The organism is Megasphaera sp. DISK 18 (genome assembly GCF_001682955.1).
GTDB classification, from domain to species: domain Bacteria; phylum Bacillota; class Negativicutes; order Veillonellales; family Megasphaeraceae; genus Megasphaera; species Megasphaera massiliensis.
In genome coordinates, this window is the sequence record NZ_LUGJ01000060.1 from 1 (window position 1) to 18,974 (window position 18,974).

Annotated in this window: 21 protein-coding genes; 2 read left to right on the top strand and 19 right to left on the bottom strand. The window is 44.3% G+C overall.

Features of this window, described 5'->3' with window-relative positions; translation table 11 throughout:
- Positions 1-972: 972 nt before the first annotated feature.
- The 5 genes from A0U42_RS10450 to A0U42_RS10465 form a co-directional block, all read right to left on the bottom strand.
- Positions 973-1,722 carry a DnaJ domain-containing protein gene (locus A0U42_RS10450; RefSeq protein ID WP_141669524.1) on the bottom strand — a complete coding sequence of 250 codons (750 nt, stop codon included), beginning with the start codon at positions 1,720-1,722 and terminating at the stop codon, positions 973-975.
- 131 nt (positions 1,723-1,853) lie between these two features.
- Complete coding sequence (locus A0U42_RS11670; RefSeq protein WP_176698865.1) at positions 1,854-2,003, bottom strand: hypothetical protein; 150 nt, start codon at positions 2,001-2,003, stop codon at positions 1,854-1,856.
- Between the two features lie 304 nt (positions 2,004-2,307).
- The gene (locus tag A0U42_RS10455; protein ID WP_065360926.1) at positions 2,308-3,999 is read right to left on the bottom strand and encodes a tetratricopeptide repeat protein; all 1,692 of its coding nucleotides are present in this window, start codon (positions 3,997-3,999) and stop codon (positions 2,308-2,310) included.
- A gap of 454 nt (positions 4,000-4,453) precedes the next feature.
- Positions 4,454-5,287 carry a helix-turn-helix domain-containing protein gene (locus A0U42_RS11860; protein ID WP_083122541.1) on the bottom strand — a complete coding sequence of 278 codons (834 nt, stop codon included), beginning with the start codon at positions 5,285-5,287 and terminating at the stop codon, positions 4,454-4,456.
- A gap of 10 nt (positions 5,288-5,297) precedes the next feature.
- Positions 5,298-5,897 (bottom strand): helix-turn-helix domain-containing protein, encoded by a 600-nt coding sequence (locus A0U42_RS10465; RefSeq protein ID WP_065360927.1) that lies wholly within the window; start codon positions 5,895-5,897, stop codon positions 5,298-5,300.
- A gap of 781 nt (positions 5,898-6,678) precedes the next feature.
- On the opposite strand from A0U42_RS10465, the gene A0U42_RS10470 reads away from it, so the two are divergent.
- Positions 6,679-6,897, top strand: a complete 219-nt coding sequence (locus tag A0U42_RS10470) for an Ada metal-binding domain-containing protein (protein WP_065360928.1) — start codon at positions 6,679-6,681, stop codon at positions 6,895-6,897.
- A gap of 1,296 nt (positions 6,898-8,193) precedes the next feature.
- The gene (locus A0U42_RS10475) at positions 8,194-8,853 is read left to right on the top strand and encodes an NYN domain-containing protein (RefSeq protein WP_065360929.1); all 660 of its coding nucleotides are present in this window, start codon (positions 8,194-8,196) and stop codon (positions 8,851-8,853) included.
- On the opposite strand, the gene A0U42_RS10480 is transcribed toward A0U42_RS10475, so the two are convergent.
- The 14 genes from A0U42_RS10480 to A0U42_RS11545 all read right to left on the bottom strand — a co-directional run bounded on the left by A0U42_RS10480 (position 8,854) and on the right by A0U42_RS11545 (position 18,308).
- On the bottom strand, positions 8,854-9,492 hold the full coding sequence (locus A0U42_RS10480) for a hypothetical protein (protein ID WP_065360930.1): 639 nt from the start codon (positions 9,490-9,492) through the stop codon (positions 8,854-8,856).
- Positions 9,493-9,857: 365 nt separating this feature from the next.
- Positions 9,858-11,336, bottom strand: a complete 1,479-nt coding sequence (locus tag A0U42_RS10485) for a hypothetical protein (RefSeq protein ID WP_065360931.1) — start codon at positions 11,334-11,336, stop codon at positions 9,858-9,860.
- Positions 11,326-12,342, bottom strand: a complete 1,017-nt coding sequence (locus A0U42_RS10490) for a glycosyltransferase family 2 protein (protein WP_255304171.1) — start codon at positions 12,340-12,342, stop codon at positions 11,326-11,328. Before A0U42_RS10490 ends, A0U42_RS10485 begins: the two co-directional genes overlap by 11 nt.
- A 113-nt stretch (positions 12,343-12,455) precedes the next feature.
- Positions 12,456-13,556 (bottom strand): UDP-galactopyranose mutase, encoded by a 1,101-nt coding sequence (gene glf / locus A0U42_RS10495; protein WP_065360933.1) that lies wholly within the window; start codon positions 13,554-13,556, stop codon positions 12,456-12,458.
- Positions 13,557-13,767: 211 nt separating this feature from the next.
- Positions 13,768-14,085: a type II toxin-antitoxin system PemK/MazF family toxin gene (locus A0U42_RS10500; RefSeq protein ID WP_065360934.1), complete on the bottom strand. Its 318-nt coding sequence runs from the start codon at positions 14,083-14,085 to the stop codon at positions 13,768-13,770.
- Positions 14,075-14,620: a Panacea domain-containing protein gene (locus A0U42_RS10505; RefSeq protein WP_255304172.1), complete on the bottom strand. Its 546-nt coding sequence runs from the start codon at positions 14,618-14,620 to the stop codon at positions 14,075-14,077. Before A0U42_RS10505 ends, A0U42_RS10500 begins: the two co-directional genes overlap by 11 nt.
- Positions 14,621-14,819: 199 nt before the next feature.
- Positions 14,820-15,422, bottom strand: coding sequence for an RNA polymerase sigma factor (locus A0U42_RS10510; RefSeq protein WP_065360936.1), 603 nt, complete (start codon positions 15,420-15,422; stop codon positions 14,820-14,822).
- Positions 15,423-15,563: 141 nt separating this feature from the next.
- Positions 15,564-15,794, bottom strand: coding sequence for a DUF2922 domain-containing protein (locus A0U42_RS10515; RefSeq protein ID WP_065360937.1), 231 nt, complete (start codon positions 15,792-15,794; stop codon positions 15,564-15,566).
- A 50-nt stretch (positions 15,795-15,844) separates the two neighbouring features.
- Positions 15,845-16,060 (bottom strand): hypothetical protein, encoded by a 216-nt coding sequence (locus A0U42_RS10520; RefSeq protein ID WP_044503864.1) that lies wholly within the window; start codon positions 16,058-16,060, stop codon positions 15,845-15,847.
- A 66-nt stretch (positions 16,061-16,126) separates the two neighbouring features.
- The gene (locus A0U42_RS10525) at positions 16,127-16,678 is read right to left on the bottom strand and encodes an N-acetylmuramoyl-L-alanine amidase (protein ID WP_065360938.1); all 552 of its coding nucleotides are present in this window, start codon (positions 16,676-16,678) and stop codon (positions 16,127-16,129) included.
- A 12-nt stretch (positions 16,679-16,690) separates the two neighbouring features.
- Complete coding sequence (locus A0U42_RS10530) at positions 16,691-16,906, bottom strand: hypothetical protein (protein ID WP_065360939.1); 216 nt, start codon at positions 16,904-16,906, stop codon at positions 16,691-16,693.
- 14 nt (positions 16,907-16,920) lie between these two features.
- The gene (locus A0U42_RS11675; RefSeq protein WP_083122544.1) at positions 16,921-17,346 is read right to left on the bottom strand and encodes a hypothetical protein; all 426 of its coding nucleotides are present in this window, start codon (positions 17,344-17,346) and stop codon (positions 16,921-16,923) included.
- Positions 17,315-17,698: a hypothetical protein gene (locus tag A0U42_RS11865; protein ID WP_255304174.1), complete on the bottom strand. Its 384-nt coding sequence runs from the start codon at positions 17,696-17,698 to the stop codon at positions 17,315-17,317. The genes A0U42_RS11675 and A0U42_RS11865 overlap by 32 nt, the downstream gene beginning before the upstream one ends.
- On the bottom strand, positions 17,580-18,308 hold the full coding sequence (locus A0U42_RS11545; protein WP_255304173.1) for a phage replisome organizer N-terminal domain-containing protein: 729 nt from the start codon (positions 18,306-18,308) through the stop codon (positions 17,580-17,582). The genes A0U42_RS11865 and A0U42_RS11545 overlap by 119 nt, the downstream gene beginning before the upstream one ends.
- Between the last annotated feature and the right edge of the window lie 666 nt (positions 18,309-18,974).

An 18,974-nucleotide genomic window follows, 5' to 3' on the forward strand; every position in this document is an offset into this window, starting at 1 on the left:
CTTTATCATACCTTTGTACATACTTTATTCTACATCTAGACACACCTTTTCTTATTATGCTATCCATAGGCCCTGCACAACAGCTCCCTAACTCATCTCGTACCGATAAAGGTATAAACCACATTTCTCTTATCAGACAGCAAGACTCAACAGAATAGCCCAGCACACAAAAAGCCAGTACCAGACATCACAACAGATGCCCAGTACTGGCTTTTCTCATACAACATTCATTTCCGGCCCCCTATTGATTACCTCCTTTCTTACCAAGAAAGGAGTTCAAGTAGATTCGGGAATTGAGGTTCTTAACACGACTACGACCCAGGACGAACGGCGGGATTCTATCAGTTTCCGTCCCCTTACGGGGATTTAGGTTCTTAACATCAAAAACAAAGGAGGAAATGACAATGACTAAATGTTGTTTCCGGCCTCTTTCGGGGTTAGAGGTTCTTAACGAACTGGAGTTATGGAGACTTGAAGACGAACTAGGTTTCCGTCCCCCTATTGATTACCTCCTTTCTTACCAAGAAAGGAGTCCAAATAGGTCCGGGGATTGTGGTTCTTAACGCAGCATTAATCACAACTACGACAGGCGTCCATTAGTTTCCGTCCCCTTGCGGGGATTGGGATTCTAAACGGCACCTCTTACAAATGGCTTTGTTACGCCATCGAAAAGGCCATTTGCGGAGCGAATTTGATAAGGGTATAAAATCCATATATATTCATATTATACCATATTTCAGAAGTTCTTTGTCGAATAATGGGATGCTTTCGATTCTGCCAATACGACATGCATTTTCTTTAAAGCTCTCCCTGAAAATGATAGCATCTCAACATTTGACAAAACGAAAATACAGACTCACCTCATTCCAAGGCAAGTCTGTGTTTTTACGCTCTCTATTCTTTACTTAGGAAAGGCAATACCCGAAATGATTGACAAACGGCACCCACTTAGGAATCCCTAATGTTATCATATCATTTTGACGCACAAGAGGCGATGATCAAGCCGATGATAACAAAAGCAATCACGCGGGGAAGCCAAGGCTTTCGTTTTGGTTCATCGGGCAAGCCCTTAAAATTCGGGTCTTTCACGCGAGTCAATAATTTTTGGACTTTCGCACGATCTGCATCGTCATCAGGGACGAAAGTCAAGGCCCTTTCTAAAAAAGGAATCGCCTGCTGCTTATCGTGGGTATACGTATAGGCAATGCCAAACTGATAGTAGACCCAAAAAGCAGGCTTCAAATCTTTCGCGCTTTTATAAGGAGATTTTTCTAAAAAATCGATAAACTCATCCTCTTCTCGAAGGAACATGCCAAAAAAGCCTTCTAATGAACTCTGATTGCTCTCTTCATATCCCGCTTCAAAGTGAAAATTATCGGCGAATACTTTTAACAGCCATGCAGCATGCTGCATTAATCGATTCGCGCAATACGGGATATAGTCCCTCTCAGCCATGTCAAGAAACGCTTCACTTTCAAAGGGGTCCTCTACCGACAACAGGAAGTCGTACTGCTCACGTTCGTAGGGATTGGCCAGTACCCCATGGGCCTTTTGCAGCAAGGCCATCTTTTTTTCTGCTTTAGCCCGAGGAAGGGTGGTCGTATCGGGATGATACTTTTTGGCCAACGTAAGATAGGCCTGGGTGATCTCTTCCCGAGACGCATCGGGGGCAACGCCTAAAAGCTTATAATAATCAACCATACTCAGCAGCTCCTTCTGCAAATACAAAGAATCCTGACTTAGCCCCCTCTATGACGCCAAAAAGATAGTCCGGAACGACTCCTTGACCTTTTCTGTTTACGTTTTTCCCCGGTATAACCCCGAGTACGACGCCCCTTTCAAAAACCTCCCTCTCAAGCGTTCTTTTTTACCTGCTGATAACCTCGGGTACTTAAATACCCGATCCCCAAAATCACACCGATTTTTACCACAGTTTTTACGATCTTAGGAAGCATAAATCCAAACCCAAAACCGATCATCCGACGCATCGTTATCTTCTTCATCTACTTCACCCTCCTATGCTGACACCTTCTCCATAGCAATAAATAAAACCAGATTCCTCCAATTAACCGTCAGAAGCCCTTACATCTCCCCATATAATGCAAAATATTTATTTTATCATAACAAATTTTCAACCGCACAATCTCTTATATATCAGTATATCATACCCGCCGTAATCAATCCTAGATATCAGCGCATAGTCTGCCATTCGAAACTTGCCGAATACGCATCATCAAAGGCGCCTTCACTTTTTCTTTCGCATTCCCGGACAGTTTGGCCGCCGGCCCACCGCAGCCATCGGAAATCTTATGTTCCTTTCACCTCAGAAGTCTTTATCTCGGCTAAGGCCTGCCGCACGAGTTCCTGCAGTTCTTCATCGAACTCGTAATCCATGGCCGCTTTTTTATACCATTTTATGGCTTGTTCACGATCTTGTTCGACGCCGGTACCGTAACGATAACAGTTGCCCAACTGACAGGCTGCCCAAGGGTTGAGGAATTCACGTTCCACCGCTTTTCGATACCAGGCGACGGCTTTTCCATAGTCTTGTTCGACGCCTTCTCCGTGATAATAACAGTTCCCTAAATGATATTGGGCCACATCATAACCTTGGTCGGCTGCTTTTTGGTACCAGGCTGCAGCTTTCCGGTAATCCTGCTCGACGCCCTTCCCTTCATAATAGCAGAGCCCTAACTGATTCTGCGCACTGTCATGGCCTTGGTCGGCTGACTTTTGGAACCAAGAAAAGGCCTGCTCGTAATCGCTGCCGCACATTTGTCCCAAAGTGAATTGTGCGCCGGGACTTCCCAGGTCAACGGCCTCCCGATAGAAATAAGCGTACCATTTAGCATACATCCAGTCCTGCGGAGTCTCATACCGGCCGCAGAAGACCTCACCGACATCGTCTCGCCACAACGCAATTTCAGCAGCATCGTCGACCGTATGGAGCCTCAAAAAAAGGGTGAACGGCTCCTGCGAAGAAGAAATCTCTTTTGCCATCTTGCGATTACAGGGAATATGAACCCGGGTATCGGCCAACAATAAATTTTCAAAAATCGGTCTTGCATAATCGCAAAAAGCCCAAATATAAAAAGGCAGCCTCTCCGTCTCGGCATCATAGTCATCCATGATAGCCTTAGCGCAGCCAAAGGGCAGTAAGGGCATGCGGCTGATCCTTTCATCATAGGCTTCCTCCGTTTCATAAGGAAAGGGCTCCCAACAGAGAGGCTGAACGGCAATCAACTTGTCGCCATGCTTCAGATACACCCGGCTGTAATCACAACAAACCTCATCGTCATAAATCATCAACTTTGCCACCAAATCCCCGTCGATGACCGTATCATCACTCACGCCGGTCACATAAAAAGCTTCGACAGGCGAAAATTGGATATCGGGATTATGATCGATATGGTACCGCAAAAAACAGTTGTCCGTATACCCGTCGCCGTCCAGAGGGGGATTAAGAATAGCGCAGCCAATATACACGGGCTCCATGGCCTTTATCCGCTGGCGGAATGCCCTCGGCGTTTCAAAAAACCGGCGAGACAGGGACGGCACCTGCCGCAACGCTTCCCGGTCGGCTTCGGACGGCCTTTCGGTCTGTGCCAAATAGCGGCTCACAGCGGGAACATCGTCGGGCAAAAAGTCTTCCGGCCGATAGGACTTTCCCTTATACAGCCCATAAGCTACCGTCAGGATCAACAACCGGGCCAAGCACGACGGCACATCCCCATCCTCCCGGCCATAGGGCTCGATCATACGGCGAACCTCATGGAAATGGCGGCTTAAGCCTTGATCCACGAAGTGATTTTCTTCTAATTCATTGATGCCCTGAAACAACTTCAGATAAGCAGCCCCTAAATCATGAATCATCCATCTCATGGCCCGGCGCATCTCCTCCATGGCCTCCTTAGCCTCGGAAGCCTGCTCGGCCCAGACGCAGCAATCATATAAACGGGGGAAATCATGCTCCAAAAAACGAAATCTCGATACCGTCATAATCCGATCCTCCCAATTGGCGAATTTCTCACGAATTCCATGGCTGTTATAAACTCTATTATACAGAACCACCATGACAGAATATGTTCCTGTCTATAATAGGATGTCTGACTTATACAACATTCTTTCCTCCCGAGCACCGAGTCATTCCCATTCTGTCTGATGTGAAAAAACTCGCCCGATGAAAAGGCAAGTTTTTTAGAGCCGTCATATCCAAATTGTCAACCCAAGCGTCCTCACAATGCAACTCAGAAAATCCACAATCCATAATTGCTCTTCAATCCACATGCCCCTTACGAGGCACGACCTGTTCTGCAGTTACATCTTCATTCCTGTACTGGTTTCAATATACATCCCCCTTACGAGACACGATCAAAAACATTGTACATAATAACGCTTCCTTTATATAAATAATAAAGTTAGAATAAAGCTAAATTACCCTATAGCGATGCCTTTACTTCTTAAAGGTGTCGTTATTTTTTTTAGTTGTGGGAATTCTATAAAAAGCGACATCTAACGCCTTAATCACGATATCACGATCCTCTGTCATTAAGTGATAAATATTACCATTAAAGATAATTTCTGTCTGCTGTAAAAATTTATTAAGGTCTTTGGGACTGTTAACAGGTAGATTATTTTTAGTAACTGAATTATTTAATAGATAATCAAGTGAAGTGCCAAAATAAGATGCAATTTTTATTAGTATTGGAATATCGGGTAATCTACGGCCTTGCTCATACATCCCAATAGCACTAGGAGAAATATTTAATTTCTGCCCCAATTGATATTGAGTAAGTCCATGCTGTTCTCTAAGCTGTTTGAATAAGAGAGAGAAGGGAATGGTGCTTTCATCAGTCCGACCGGCAAGGTAGTCTAAGGAGGTACCATAATAATCAGCAAGAGCAATCAACACGTCTAGGGAGGGGATTCGCCGATTATTTTCATAATTTGCAAGTGTGCTTTGTTCTATTTTTAATGCTAGACACACATCTCGTTGCATTAGCCCTTTTTTCTCTCGAAGTTTTTTTAACTTGTCACCAAGTTTTATTTTGGATACGGTGGTATTCTCTTTTTGATTATCTGTATCAGGAAGGCTACCTTTTAGTAAGTAGTCTGTTGTGACATGAAAGAAATCAGCGAGAGCCACTACTTCATCATCACGTAGCGGACGTTTTCCAAGTTCAATTCGATTCAATACGATACGATTTATATCTATTGCCTCGGCAACCTCTTTTTGTTGCAAGTCTCTTTCTTTTCTCAATTTAGCAATTCTCTGACCTGATGTCATATTATCATCTCTATTCCTCGTGGTGAGCATCTTTTTTTCGCTTTTGGGTCACGGCGTAGAAGGCCACTTCCAATGATTTCAGGACCACTTGCCGTTCAGTATCTTCAAGATTATATGTATCACCGTCAAATATTATTTCTGACTGTTCTAGAAATTTGTTTAAGTCCTTGTGCATTTTCTCCTTTTTGATATCTGAATGGCCGCCTAGTAAATTGTCGATTGTAACGTTGAATAATTTGCTTATCTTCTTTAACATTTCAGGATCTGGGGATGCCTTATTTGTTTCCCATTTAGCAACAGCTTGCTGCGTTATTCCTAGTGCATCAGCCAGGTATCTTTGCGTGTAATTGTTGCGTTTTCGGTATGTTTTTAACTGCGTAGAAAACGTATTGCAAAACTTTTTAGTCGTCTTTGAATCTGAATAACCTAGCAGGTAATCTGTTGTTGTGCCTAGAATTTTTGCCATGTTTATCAACACTTTGCCAGATGGTTCTCGGGCGCCTAGCTCATAAAACGAGATAGCCTTAGGAGTCAAATCAAGCATGTCAGCTAATTTTTTTTGAGTCAGTTCCTTTTCTTCACGTAGGATTTTTAATCTATTTCCGTTCACAAAATCACCGTCTTATAAATTATAATTTTCCTCGAAGTTCAATTACTTTCCCGATGATTTGTACTGAGAGTAACTGAATCTCTCTATTTGAATAAAAGTGGGGCTCATATACACTGGTGTTAGTGGCGATGAGCGCGGTTCCATCGACTGGCCACGGATTTTTAAGGCAAAGAATTCTCCTGTGGCAGCTAATTCAGGCGTTATTTCCTCGTAATCTAGAATTCTTGAACCGCTTCGATAGGAATTCCAGCCACAACACGACCTAATACCGGGATGTGGCTGCCTTGCTGAAGTGATTTTTTGCCAGTGTCATTGTTGAGGAAGTACCAAGCAAATAGTTTCTCCGATTTCCGTCCCCTTGCGGGGATTATGGCTCTTAACGGAAGGAACAAACTATACAATATCCCAATCAACGCACTCACAGATTACGATACACTTTGAGGGTTCCAGTCCCTCCCTCGGCACCAATTCACCCCACGCGCCCCAAGAGAGGCGCGACGTAATACGTACCCATCATCTGATTAATATCGTCGTTTCAATCCACGTGCCCCATGTAAGGCACGACAACAAAAGTTCTTTTCCAGCACTTCTTTATTTCATTATAGCATCATTTTACTTAAAACTCTAATCGTCACCAATTCTCTTCACTTCCATCTCTACATCCGCCTCCTCATTAGATAATAACATCGTATTTTTTATGAATATCTCTAATTTACTTTTCATAATTAACTATATTCGCTATAATTATATTAAAGATTACTCAGAAACGGAGAGCCCTGTCATGAAAAAGAAAATAGCCATTGCCTTAACGACGATCCTATGGACAGCCACGGCCGCCATCGCTTCTGCAGCCTATGTTGGAAACGTGCAAAGTATGAAATTCCACAATCAGGGCTGCCGCTGGGAGCAGAAGATGAACGAATCCAATCGTACCTACTTCAACAGTCGGGGAGAAGCCGTCTCCTCCGGCTACGTTCCCTGCAAAGTCTGCCGTCCATAGGACCCTTTGCACCAACGCTTTCCTAACTCATTTCGTACCGATAAAGGTATAAAACACATTTCTCTTGTCAGACAACACGACTCGCACAACTCAACAGAATAGCCCGGCACACAAAAAGCCAGTACCCGACATCCCAACAGATGCCCTGTACTGGCTTTTCTCATACACACTTCAGATTTACACCTTACAACGTTCCGTCCCCTATTGATTACCTCCTTTCTTACCAAGAAAGGAGTCCAAGTAGGTCCGGGGATTATGGTTCTAAACGGCTGCACCTTTGCCCTGTTTGCAATGTCACGGACGAGTTTCCGTCCCCTTGCGAGGATTCAGGTTCTAAACTACGGCAAGACGGAGATTGAAGATTTTGTCTATGGGAAAGGGTTTCCGTCTCCTTAGGGGGATTATGTTTCTTAACTCTTGGCAGTTGCCGGCGGAACAGCCGGATACTACGATAGGTTTCCGTCCCCTTACGGGGATTGAGGTTCTTAACGCCTTCCACGGTACAGCCTAGGTCCTACACAGTGAAATATTAGTTTCCGTCCCCTTGCAGGGATTGTGGTTCTAAATGGTACCAATTACGGACGGCATGATTATCAGTGCGACGTTTTCGTCCCCTTTCGGGGTTTAAGGTAATTAACAGCACCCCATACAAATGGCTTAACTACACCATCGAAAAGGCTATTTACGGGGCGGATTTTATTTTTCGGCTGTTTTCTGTTTTTTCGCTGAAATTCGCTTTCAAAAATCCTAAACGGCCGCAGTTCCATCCCATCGGGGCAGAATAGTATAAAATTCATAAATCTATTCATATTATACCATATTTTGAAGTTCTTTGTCGTATATTGAAATACTTTCCGACGCCGCCACTGCGAAACACCTTTCCTTCAAAAAAGCAACGAATCCCCTAGGCATTGTCCAACCACTATATCAGTCTTGACCTAAAAGATGATTCGTAAAAAAATATATACCATTCAACAATCAAGACACTACAGATTGTTTGACAAAACATAAGTTCTTATATATACTATATATGGTATATACGATCGTTTCCATTACCTATATTTGACACGTCAAATATAGAAATGCGGGTTTAAAATTATATCGTCGATATTAAAATCAATATAACCTTGCATAATTAATTTCACTAATTAAATTTGCACTTCCTATTGCTTGACATTTACGGTTCAAGGACATATAATAAAGCTACCAAATAGTTAATAGTATCCTTGGTAGTAAGCCGTCCAGTTATAGGGAATGTGCCGAATCCAAGGATTTTTTATTTGGGAGGTATCTTTTATGAAAGTTGCCATCATGATAGATGGGGGTTTCTATCGTCGCAGAGCTCAAAGCTGCTTAGGAGAAAAGACTGCGCAAGAACGTGCCAATGAATTGATTGCCTATTGTCATCGACACCTTAAGCGTATTCCACTTGAGCGAACTGAATTGTATAGAATCTTTTATTACGACTGCCCTCCTATGGATAAAAAAGTCTACCATCCATTATTAAAGAAAACCATTGATTTTGGGAAAACAGATTTATTTACTTGGACGACGGATTTTTTTGAAGAATTGCGTCAAAAACGCAAAGTCGCTCTTCGCCTAGGGAAATTATCGGATGAGCAGGCCCATTTTAATATACGCCCCCAAGTACTAAAAAAATTACTTGCCCAAAATAAATCAATTAATGCGTTAACCGAAAAAGATTTTAACATCAACGTGGATCAAAAGGGTGTCGATATAAAAATCGGAATCGATATCGCATCCTTAGCTTATAAGAAACAGGTGGAACGAATAATTCTAATTTCTGGAGACAGTGACTTTATTCCCGCTGCAAAATTAGCCCGAAGAGAGGGAATCGATTTTATTTTAGATCCTCTATATAACCATATAAAGCCTGATTTATATGAACATATTGACGGCCTATACACCTGCAATCCCGCATATAAACCAAAATAACTATTTTTCTTTAAATTCATTTATCTGGATATCGGCATTCTCGCATTTAAACCTATATTCATATTCTGTTATGACGAGTCCCAGTTCTAGATTAATCATTTTTCTAGTAATATGACGTTCATAACCTGTATCATTTGTCCAGTCAGGATCTGGTTTCAGCATAATAGTCTTTTCATGAATAATGGCTTTAGATACAAACCCTTTTTCAATTCTACCATCCGAAAATTGAATTTCAAGAAAATGCGGCTGATTATCAGACAACATCGTTTCCAGCATACATTGATCCAGGAATATCGGATTTCGTCCTGCAAGTTTGTTAATTTGATTGGCAGCCCATATGGCACACCGACTGCCGATAACATGCCAAATAATAGCAATTACACAAGCACTTAGCATGGGCAACGTAAAATCAAAATAGGACAGTTGAGCACCTGACAGAATTTTACCAACCGGCCCGTTCACACCTTTTACAGCTGCAATCATATCGGTTAAAAGTAATGAACTTGCAGCATATAAAAAATATTTCAAAATCCCCTTCTGAAACGGTTCCTCTGTAACATCGCCACGAAGCAGTTTTTGAACAGCTATACCAATAATCCCTGGTGCTAACGCTGTAATAATTAAAATAGGATCGTTCATCTTGTCTCCATCTCGCAATAAATAACATTACTTTAATTTCAGAAAGAAGGTATTTCTATGTTTTACTGTAAAGATAACAAACCTGAAGAACGACAAGACGGCTTTAGTCTTCCTTCGCCACAACCTCCGTGTCCCCCTATCTCTACACCGCCCTCCCCATCTCCAAAATAAAATTTTATCAGTAGTCTTTATAGAAAAATATATAGAAGTCCTCTCCCTATGATGATCTAAGGAGGGGATTTTTGCGTCTTAAGAAATTTCACACATTACAAACGCATGAGTATGCGGATAAGATTGACGGGAACACCATGTGTGTTTCCCTTTCAAGCCACGCGCTCCCATAGAGGTGCGACGGACGCATATCCCTACTTAGGAACGGCAATATGATATTGTTCATTCATGGCCGCATCGGGCTGAATCTTAATTTTGATATTCCGTGAGATGAGACCGTGTTTATAAAGGGTCCGGCTGATATTCCCGCCCATATACATCGGGTGCGGCCAGTTATCGCGGTTATCTCCTTTGGGCACGCGAAGGACCATTTCGTTCTTGCCTTCACGATCCGCTGCCTGAATCTGTTCAATCAAATTATAATCGATTTCATAGCAAATAGACGGTGGTACACTGCCCATCGTACTTTGGACAAATCCCTTCCCGCCAAGGCCGACTTCAACGACGAAAAACAATACCAGCAGAGGCCCGACAAAGACACTCTTCCCATATTGTTTGAACACATAGGACAAGGACAAGACAATCAATAAGACCATCCAAATGATGAAGGAAATAAAGACGTCACTGCGGCCGATGTATCCGGGACTCGCCTTAGCACAGAGCAGCAGCAAATAGACGCCAGATAACAGCGACGCAGTAATATACGTCCCGATAATCGGATAGTAAGTCCCGTCTTTTTTACGATAGCAGTGATACAAGACCCAAACGACAAAAAGAGCGCCTATGCCTAAAACTTCGCTGCTCAATCGAGCAATCATGGACCAAAAGATTTTTCCCGTTTCATGAATCACAGAAAGAGTCATTCCCTTTCCGATATCATGAGCCCGTCCGCCTTGAGCTTCAAACACGAGGGCAAGGAGCCAGACTATAATGATGCCGATATAAAAAGCATTATTCTTTACAAAGGCCTTATAATTGCCTTGCGCTTTAAAATGAGCAAAGAATTTAAATACCAGCACAGAACCGACATAGGCTGCCAAGATGATATTGGATAAAGTGTTGGAAAAAATCGCCAGGTATATACAGAACAGCAGCACCCTGTGTCGACTCACACTTAGGTTCAAGGCTTCATGAACCACATCAAAACGGGCCAGGTACAGCACGACACAAAGGTTAACCAGGGCCGGAATCACATAGTGATAGATGCAGGTCAGATTGATGCTGCCAAAAAGGTATATCACGGGCGATAATTTTTCATAGAAAAGGGCAAAATGAAGGAGGAAAAACAGGGCCGTCACCATCATATTTGCATAGTCGGACAGAGAAAGCCAGCTTTCAACGAATCGAAAAAAGAGATACATATAAAGGCAGACAAGACCTCCCATGACCAATGCCGACGTCATGGCAATGGCCGAAATGTAGTCGCCGATGAGCGGATAGACGACGTAGGCAGCAATGAGTCCGGCCAAGGGAAACAGGGTTTCCGGAAGGATTTTAATCGGATTATAGGCCCCGGTCATGGGGACGGCTTTTCGCATCAAAGACAGATTTGACCAATCGTCGCCGTCATAAGGGACTAAAGGATGAGCCGTCGTAAAGAAGATGACGATACTCAAAAAGATGAGTCCAAAAAACAGGCATCGACGATACTTAAAAATCCCCTTATTTTCCATATTTGCAGACCTCCCTGACCTTATCCTGATTCATGACCCGATTGCCATTGACGTCTTGCACCAAATAGAGAGGCCTGAATTTGCTTTCATTGAAGACTCGTCCCAGGTATTCCCCGATAATTCCCAGGAAGGAGAGCTGGACGCCACCGATGAAGAGAATGGCTGAAATGAGGGACGGATAGCCCGGCACGTCTTCGCCAAAAAGGATCGTCCGACCGATGATAAACAACATATAAATCATGGCAATAAAGGCCAGAAAAATACCGATATAGGTTGCAGCCCGCAAGGGCGCCGTGGTAAAGCTGGTAATGCCTTCGATGGCCAAATTGAGGAGCTTCCAATAGTTCCACTTAGTCTTGCCGGCAGCCCGGGCATCGCGGTCAAAGAGGATTTCCTTCTTTTCAAAGCCGATCCAGCTAAAAAGGCCTTTATTGTATCGCTGAGATTCACGCATCATCCGCAGAGCGTTCAGGCACTGACGGTCGAGGAGGCGAAAATCACCGACGTCGCGCTGCATAGGAGCATTCGAGAGTTTCTGCAAGATCGTATAAAAAGCATGAGACGACCATTTCTTGAAAAACGTTTCCCCGGCCCGGCTGCGCCGCTTGGCACTGACGTCCTGATAGCCCTGCTCCCACCAATGAATCATTTCAGGGATAAGTTCCGGCGGATCCTGCAAATCAGCATCCATGATAATAGCCGCATCACCGGTCAAATAATCGATGCCCGCCGTCATGGCGATTTCCTTGCCAAAATTACGGGATAAATTGACGTAAGACACTCGGTCATCCTTCTCCCGCAGTTCGTGCATAATCGAAAGCGTCCCATCCTTACTTCCGTCATTGACAAACATAAACTGGAAATCATAGGCCGGAATCCCGTCAATGACGGCCTTCGTACGCCGGTAAAACTCCCGCAGCACCGCCTCCTCATTGTAACAAGGCACTAAAATCGAAATCAGCTGCCTTCCCTGTCGTCTCGCCACTTCCCTCATATCTTCAGCCACTTCTTGCGTCCTTTCATAAAATAATCAATCTATCGGCTAAAAGTCCGGTAAAAAGCGAGTCCTATCGATTGCATAGAACTCGCTTTCGTCTTCATAAAAATCTACACCGCCAATTACCGTCCCAAGACCTTATCAACCATCTTCAAAGCACTTTCAACGGTGTCATCCATATCGTAATACTTATACTCTGCCAAGCGACCGCCAAAGATTACGTTCTGCTCTTTTTCGGCAAGGGCAGCATACTTTGCATAGAGGGCCTGATTTGGCGCATCGTTAATCGGATAGTACGCTTCCTGGCCCGGTTCCCAGTCGGCCGGATATTCCTTAGTCACATAAGTTACGGGCTGAGTCCCGAATTCAAAGTGCTTATGTTCCAAAATACGCGTATACGGTGTTTCCGCATCGGTATAATTCATGACGGCTACGCCCTGATGGTTTTCTTCTTCCAGCCGTTCCGTTTCAAAGCGAAGGCCGCGGTATTCCAAACGGCCCAACTGATAACCGAAGTATTCGTCAATGGGGCCCGTATAGACGATGTTTTTGGCGATGCCTTCATAGTCGCTGCGGGACGCATTATAATCGACGCCGGTCCGGACTTCAATGCCTTCCAATAAGCCTTTGATGAGGACATTATAGCCGCCGATGGGAATCCCCTGATAGCGGTCATTGAAATAGTTATTGTCAAAGGTATAGCGAACCGGCAGGCGTTTGATGATGAAGGACGGGATTTCCGTGCAGGGCCGTCCCCACTGCTTTTCCGTGTAGCCTTTGATGAGTTTCGTATAGATATCCGTTCCGATAAGGGAAATAGCCTGTTCTTCGAGATTCTGAGGATCCGTAATCCCTGCTTCTTCCCGCTGCTGGGCAATCTTGGCCGCTGCTTCTTTCGGTGTCCGGACGCCCCACATCTTGGTAAAGGTATTCATGTTAAAAGGAAGGTTGTACAATTCGCCCTTATAATTGGCCACCGGCGAATTGACATAATGATTGAATTCCACGAACTGATTGACATAGTCCCACACGACCTTATTCGACGTATGGAAAATATGAGCGCCGTACTTATGAATGTGGATGCCTTCCTTCTCCTCACAGTACACATTGCCGCCGACATAGTCGCGCCGTTCCAACACAAGGCAAGACTTCCCGGCATTCGTCATCTCACGGGCAAAGACCGATCCAAACAACCCGCTGCCAACAATCAGATAATCATACATAAGGCAAACCTCCTGTAAAATACCGTATAATAATTTATTATATCATATGACCCCTTATCAAACCAGTCAGTCTCTCCTGCCCAATACTTCTTTTATCCTCAAAAATCAACTTTATCAGCTAATGTATGCAAAAAACAACCTGTTGCCTATAAAGACAACAGGTTATCTAATCACTTCTGCATCGATGCCCTAAAAGACACATCAAAAAAACTCAATGATAAAAATTTAACAACATCTGTATTGCATATATATCAGTGTCTGTAAGCTTCCCAATCTTAGTGTCAAAATCATCTTCTTCCAAGCATAATACTTTAGACGTTCGAACGACAGAAGGTTTTGTCAATCCGGCCTTTTCCCATTGTAAAAGCTGATATTCACCATCGAATTTTTTTCTTGGCTCATGAGAAGTAATTTTTAAGGACAGGATATAGGCTACACGATTCTCTAAAACAAGGACAGGCCTTTTCTTTACTTCATTTGAATCCTCAAACTTGACGTAGGCCCACCATACCTCCCACCTATTCTTCATCGTCCCAGTCCTTGGGGAGAACTAGATACCCGTCTTTATCTCTATATCCTACAAAGTCTGATTCTTGATAGGGAAGCGTGAATTTAGGGATAGGATCCTTACTTTCAAAGAAAGACTTAATCGCTTCTTTCGATATTTTAGTGTGCATCACGCCATCTTTATGCACAACAGCCCATGGAGACTGTTTTTGATGCGACATAGACACGAGAGTATTTGTAGAAAATTGGCCATAGTAACGCAATACATCAAACAAGACATCTTTTTCCTGATCAGATAAGTTGTCCTGATATTCGGTCTCATCTTTTATCGGTTCACGCCCAAATATTTTATAGGTCTGATAGACACAAGGAACTACGGGACCATAATTCCAAGCTTCCATCTCATCACAAAACAGAGGTTCACCTAACTGCCGCAAACATTCTCCCTGAGCAAAGTACAGGAGCTTGTTAACTCGCATGTTGGTCATCAAATCATCTGTGGGGATCGTATTGGTTATATTGATAAAAAATCTTGCAACATCAATAGCACGTACCATTTTCTCCCCTCCTATCCGCTTCATTTAAATTCTTTAAACCTTATTAATTTACCACGGATTATGGCAAAACACAAGCTTTTTATGCTTTTCTATGATTTTATTATACCATATTCCCCATATTCTAGCCAGACAGCCGCTCATCAGCCATCGGCCAGTCTCATCTGCTTTCTGCAATATCCCAATCTTTATTTTAATCAACCTAACCAGCCGGTCCTTTCTCTGTCATATGACGTCTCAACTTTGACAACCCCTGTTTTACTTGGTATCCGACACCGGCTTTGCTAAGGCAGTGTTCTTTTGCCAGCTGACTGTAGGAATCGCCGTCAATGACATGCTTCACAATCATCTCTCGATGAAGTTCCGGCAATATCTCTAAGGTCTGATCCAGCTCCAGGCTTATTTCGGTCTGCAAGTATTTATGTTCCGGGCAATAGCGTTCAGAAGCCAGTGCGTTTTCGGGTAAATCCGTCACGGTATCCTTATCAAAGATATTTTTTTTAATTTTTTTATGATAGCATGTATGCTGATACGTTTCGCGACGAAATTGATTATAAACCGAAGCTACCATCACTTTAGTCACAGGCTCCGGTTGATTCAGATCATACTTAAAAATGCACTGAAGGGCCCCCTGATACGCCGTAGAAAGGGCTTCACCAAAAGTCTGATAATAATCTTGATATTCCTCCTGATATGCCTTAGCCAGCTTACAGAGGAAGGGATCAAATTCCCGAATCACTTCTTCCATTGCCAAGGTATCTCCGCGTTGTGCCGCACGGACACAGTGTCTCAACTGGACCGTCATACAATCAACTCCTTACTTAAATTTTTTAGATTAGAAACACCCCTCACTACTTCCTCACATTTCTCATCAAAAATTCAGATACGGAAAATACCCTGAGCGGCAGGTGCCGCCCAAGGTATCCCCCCTGTATTACGACAACGCTTATTCGAGCGTTTCGACTTTACGTGTTACGATCTGGCTGTCTTTCAAAGCCGTCAGGTTGCCGCCGTCGTCGGTCGCAAAGATTTTCGCATCGACGATGGCGTTGGCTGCTGCATCAACGGTTGCTTTGTCGAGGTCTGCCTTCGGCGAAGCGATGGAATAGCTGACGTTCTTATTGATGCCGTCGACGAAGGTCAGGCGCAGCGTTTTCGTTTCCGATTTAATAGCCATTGGTTTCTCTCCTTTCTGTTTAGATTGCCGGAAGACCCGAAGGACCTTCCTTAGCCCGTGATCTCGTTTTCGACGACTTCACGGACGGTCACGATGGGATTTTCGTACAAAGTGCCGATTGCATCGACAGCCGTGATGACACTGGCTGCGTCGGCTCCGACGACGAGGTTGCGCATCAGTACCGATTTGCTCCGCGTTTCGCCGTATTCGTCCGGATAGGACAAGACCAGCTTCAATTTGCTGGACACTGCACTGCGTTCTGCCATAGTTCATGCCTCCTTTCTTTAAAAATTATGTGTGAATCGGGTATGCACCCGTTACGTCAAACAAGGTTATGCGGCGTCCCCCCAGAGGGCGGCGCCTTTCATCTGGGCCGGGTACTGCATAATGCCCGTGGCAATGGCCCTGGCCGCGGCATCTTTATGGGCCTCGTAGCGGCGCCAGTCGCAGTCGTTGTCAAGGAAGCAGACTTCGACGAGGACGGCCGGCATCATGGTGCTTCGCAGGACGAAGAGTCCCGGCCGTTCTTTGAGGCCCCGGTTCGGGAGGTTCAAGACGGCTTTCAAATTGGACTGGATACAGTGCCCGAGCATCAAACTTCCCGTAGAGCCCGAAATCAATGTTTCCGTCCCGCTGGCCCTGCCATTGAAAGCGTTAAAATGAAGGGAAATAAAGAGGTCGCAATCTTCACTATTGGCCTCGTCACAGACGGCATAGAGATTGTCGTTCTGTCCGAAGCGTACGGCAATGCCGTTGTCTTCGAGGTAGGACATGACGAGGCAGGCCAATTCATAGGCTGCGTCGCACTCCCTGAGGTCGAGTCGCGGATTGACGGCGCCCGAATCAAGCAACCGGTCGTGGCCGGCGTTCACATAGACTTTCATAATGCTCCTTTCTTAAAACTCACGTCTCGTTCCGATTTCTACACTGGCCGTTTGGCCGCCGATGGCAATGCCCTGAATGGCTTTCTTTTTATAAGGACAAGGACAGGTATCGGTCCGCCCGCATTCGGCATAGGGCCTGATGGGAAGCAAGAGAGCGCTGGCCCTTTGCAGGATGAAGATGAGTTTCCTCTTGTCGAGGTTTCGTAAGAAACGAAAGAGTTGGTTCATAGTGTCTCCTTTCTTTATGCAATTTTACGGATGACTAAGGTAATCATGCCGTTATCATTCAATTCCATATAGGTCCGGTAAGGACTTCCGGCCGCAATTTCAGACTCCCGGGTACTCATGCAGTTCATGATATCGAGGCAGTTGCGCCGGGCCGTCGCTTCGCTAATATCAGGGAAGAACTGGCGGGCAAAGTCCATCACATGAGGACTCATGCCCCCATATTCTTTGGGCCTGTTTTCCCGGATCCGATCCATGGTCTCTGTCACGCGCCGTTTCGTTTCCGGACTCATCGTCGTGGAGACCGGCGTCGCCTCGTAGACGCGGCGGTTCATCTCCCTTCGCATCTGTTGCCATTCGGCAACGATTTCAGAAATGGACGGTGAAAATTTATGCGAAGCAACAAGCCGATTAGCCAAGGTCTTGGCCTGAGTCACCGACATGTCGGAGCCCAGATTTTCCTTCAGCGTTTCGATGAAGATGGGGTTTGTATTCTGGTTCGCCCCGTAACACGCCTTCAACGTATTCATTAAAGTTGGGATAGCCATGGAATTCATCTTCCTTTCGTTTGCCGCGCATGGGTCGTCCGTTGCTGTTCTTCAAAATGGCGGCAATGTAGTTGATATTATTGACCTTGTTTTCGTGAGCCATTTCGATGGCCGTACAAGTGGGTTCGCTACCCCACATGTTTTCCAAGGTAATCAATCGATGAGCAAAATCGCCCTGCATGGGTCCAAAGAGGTTCTGATAGGTCTGGACCGAGGCATAGCCCTTCACGGCCTTCGGCGTCGTCACAGCTTCGCCTGTAAGCCGACTCTTCCCCTTCATCCGTAGCAGGAAGCGCTTTCAGCGGCATGTCACCCGTCTTTTCGGCTACGACAGCTTCTTCGACGAGCTGTTCGATGGGCAGGGCCAGGGCTTTCTCTTGACAAGGCTCACTAGAACTTTGGCCGGAAGCCTCGATGATGGGACTTTCTTCCGGAAGGCCTTCTGGTTGAGTTTCTTCCTCTTGAGCCAAGCGCTGCCTCTCCCGATAGCGGCGAACCCGTTCATTGGTCTGCTCCCTTCGCCTCTCATCGCGATGAAAGCTTTGCAGTTCATCCCAGATAAGGATGCGGATCATCCCTTTTTCGTCGCGTTCAATGAGGTCGACCTGCTCTAATGCCTTCAAGCCATTTTCAATAAAAGGCTGGCGGCGGTGCAGGCTCTTAGCAATGAGCTGCGTCGTAAGGGGCTCGGTCTCGGAGACGTAAATCTTACCGTCGTCATTGACCATACCTGCCATATCTTTTAAGAAGAACCATAAGACGATATACGAATCGCCGTTGGGAAGATTCATCAAATAAAGAATACGGGGATCTAAAAAAAGTCCTACTTTCGTTTTCAGCCATTGTAATTTTTTCATTGCCAGCACCTCATTTTTCTTCTTGGGGAATGTCTTTCGAAATTACCCCTCTACTATACTAGTACAAAAAAAAGGCCAATCGTCTAAAGTTTTTTTCAAACTTTTTACGAAAAGCCTCGATTTTTCACTTCTTTTATTTCGTTTTTTTCCATATTTCAGCCAGTTTTGCACATTTTCCTATTTATACATTCTGAATGGTAATTTCTACATCCAAAAACCTAAAGTTTTCTGAACTTTCAAAAAATCGTAAACTAATACATTTGTCTTTCATAGAAATACAAAAAAAGTTCCTTTCCAGAAAAATCACTTTCCCAAAAGGAACTTCACAAAAGACAAAAAAGAGTCCAAAATCACAAAAAAATGATCTCATCTGTATGGATTTCGACTCATAAAATCCAATCTACAAAATAAAAATTCTACACGACATAACTTTAGTTGCCTTCATTTATCTCATCACCTTTTGTCTCAGATTATTTTATCTTGATCTTGTCTGATGTATATTGTCTTATCTATTCTCCTCTTATCTATGTCTTTTCTCTTCTTATACGTAACGCGTTACATCGCAAGTTCCATCGTCTCCCATAAGCAGTAATAAGCCGCATCATTAAGCCAATCTGCTCAATAATAGAAAGATAAGGTATAATAATTTTCGCAAAATAAATAAAG

What these genes read in the sequence shown, in the direction of transcription:
- A0U42_RS11670 (WP_176698865.1), bottom strand. Translation starts at nt 2,003, where the DNA reads ATGAAGAAGATAACGATGCGTCGGATGATCGGTTTTGGGTTTGGATTT.
- A0U42_RS10455 (WP_065360926.1), bottom strand. Translation starts at nt 3,999, where the DNA reads ATGACGGTATCGAGATTTCGTTTTTTGGAGCATGATTTCCCCCGTTTA.
- A0U42_RS11860 (WP_083122541.1), bottom strand. Translation starts at nt 5,287, where the DNA reads ATGACATCAGGTCAGAGAATTGCTAAATTGAGAAAAGAAAGAGACTTG.
- A0U42_RS10470 (WP_065360928.1), top strand. Translation starts at nt 6,679, where the DNA reads ATGAAAAAGAAAATAGCCATTGCCTTAACGACGATCCTATGGACAGCC.
- A0U42_RS10475 (WP_065360929.1), top strand. Translation starts at nt 8,194, where the DNA reads ATGAAAGTTGCCATCATGATAGATGGGGGTTTCTATCGTCGCAGAGCT.
- A0U42_RS10480 (WP_065360930.1), bottom strand. Translation starts at nt 9,492, where the DNA reads ATGAACGATCCTATTTTAATTATTACAGCGTTAGCACCAGGGATTATT.
- A0U42_RS10485 (WP_065360931.1), bottom strand. Translation starts at nt 11,336, where the DNA reads ATGGAAAATAAGGGGATTTTTAAGTATCGTCGATGCCTGTTTTTTGGA.
- glf (WP_065360933.1), bottom strand. Translation starts at nt 13,556, where the DNA reads ATGTATGATTATCTGATTGTTGGCAGCGGGTTGTTTGGATCGGTCTTT.
- A0U42_RS10500 (WP_065360934.1), bottom strand. Translation starts at nt 14,085, where the DNA reads ATGAAGAATAGGTGGGAGGTATGGTGGGCCTACGTCAAGTTTGAGGAT.
- A0U42_RS10505 (WP_255304172.1), bottom strand. Translation starts at nt 14,620, where the DNA reads ATGGTACGTGCTATTGATGTTGCAAGATTTTTTATCAATATAACCAAT.
- A0U42_RS10510 (WP_065360936.1), bottom strand. Translation starts at nt 15,422, where the DNA reads ATGACGGTCCAGTTGAGACACTGTGTCCGTGCGGCACAACGCGGAGAT.
- A0U42_RS10515 (WP_065360937.1), bottom strand. Translation starts at nt 15,794, where the DNA reads ATGGCTATTAAATCGGAAACGAAAACGCTGCGCCTGACCTTCGTCGAC.
- A0U42_RS10520 (WP_044503864.1), bottom strand. Translation starts at nt 16,060, where the DNA reads ATGGCAGAACGCAGTGCAGTGTCCAGCAAATTGAAGCTGGTCTTGTCC.
- A0U42_RS10525 (WP_065360938.1), bottom strand. Translation starts at nt 16,678, where the DNA reads ATGAAAGTCTATGTGAACGCCGGCCACGACCGGTTGCTTGATTCGGGC.
- A0U42_RS10530 (WP_065360939.1), bottom strand. Translation starts at nt 16,906, where the DNA reads ATGAACCAACTCTTTCGTTTCTTACGAAACCTCGACAAGAGGAAACTC.
- A0U42_RS11675 (WP_083122544.1), bottom strand. Translation starts at nt 17,346, where the DNA reads ATGTCGGTGACTCAGGCCAAGACCTTGGCTAATCGGCTTGTTGCTTCG.
- A0U42_RS11545 (WP_255304173.1), bottom strand. Translation starts at nt 18,308, where the DNA reads ATGAAAAAATTACAATGGCTGAAAACGAAAGTAGGACTTTTTTTAGAT.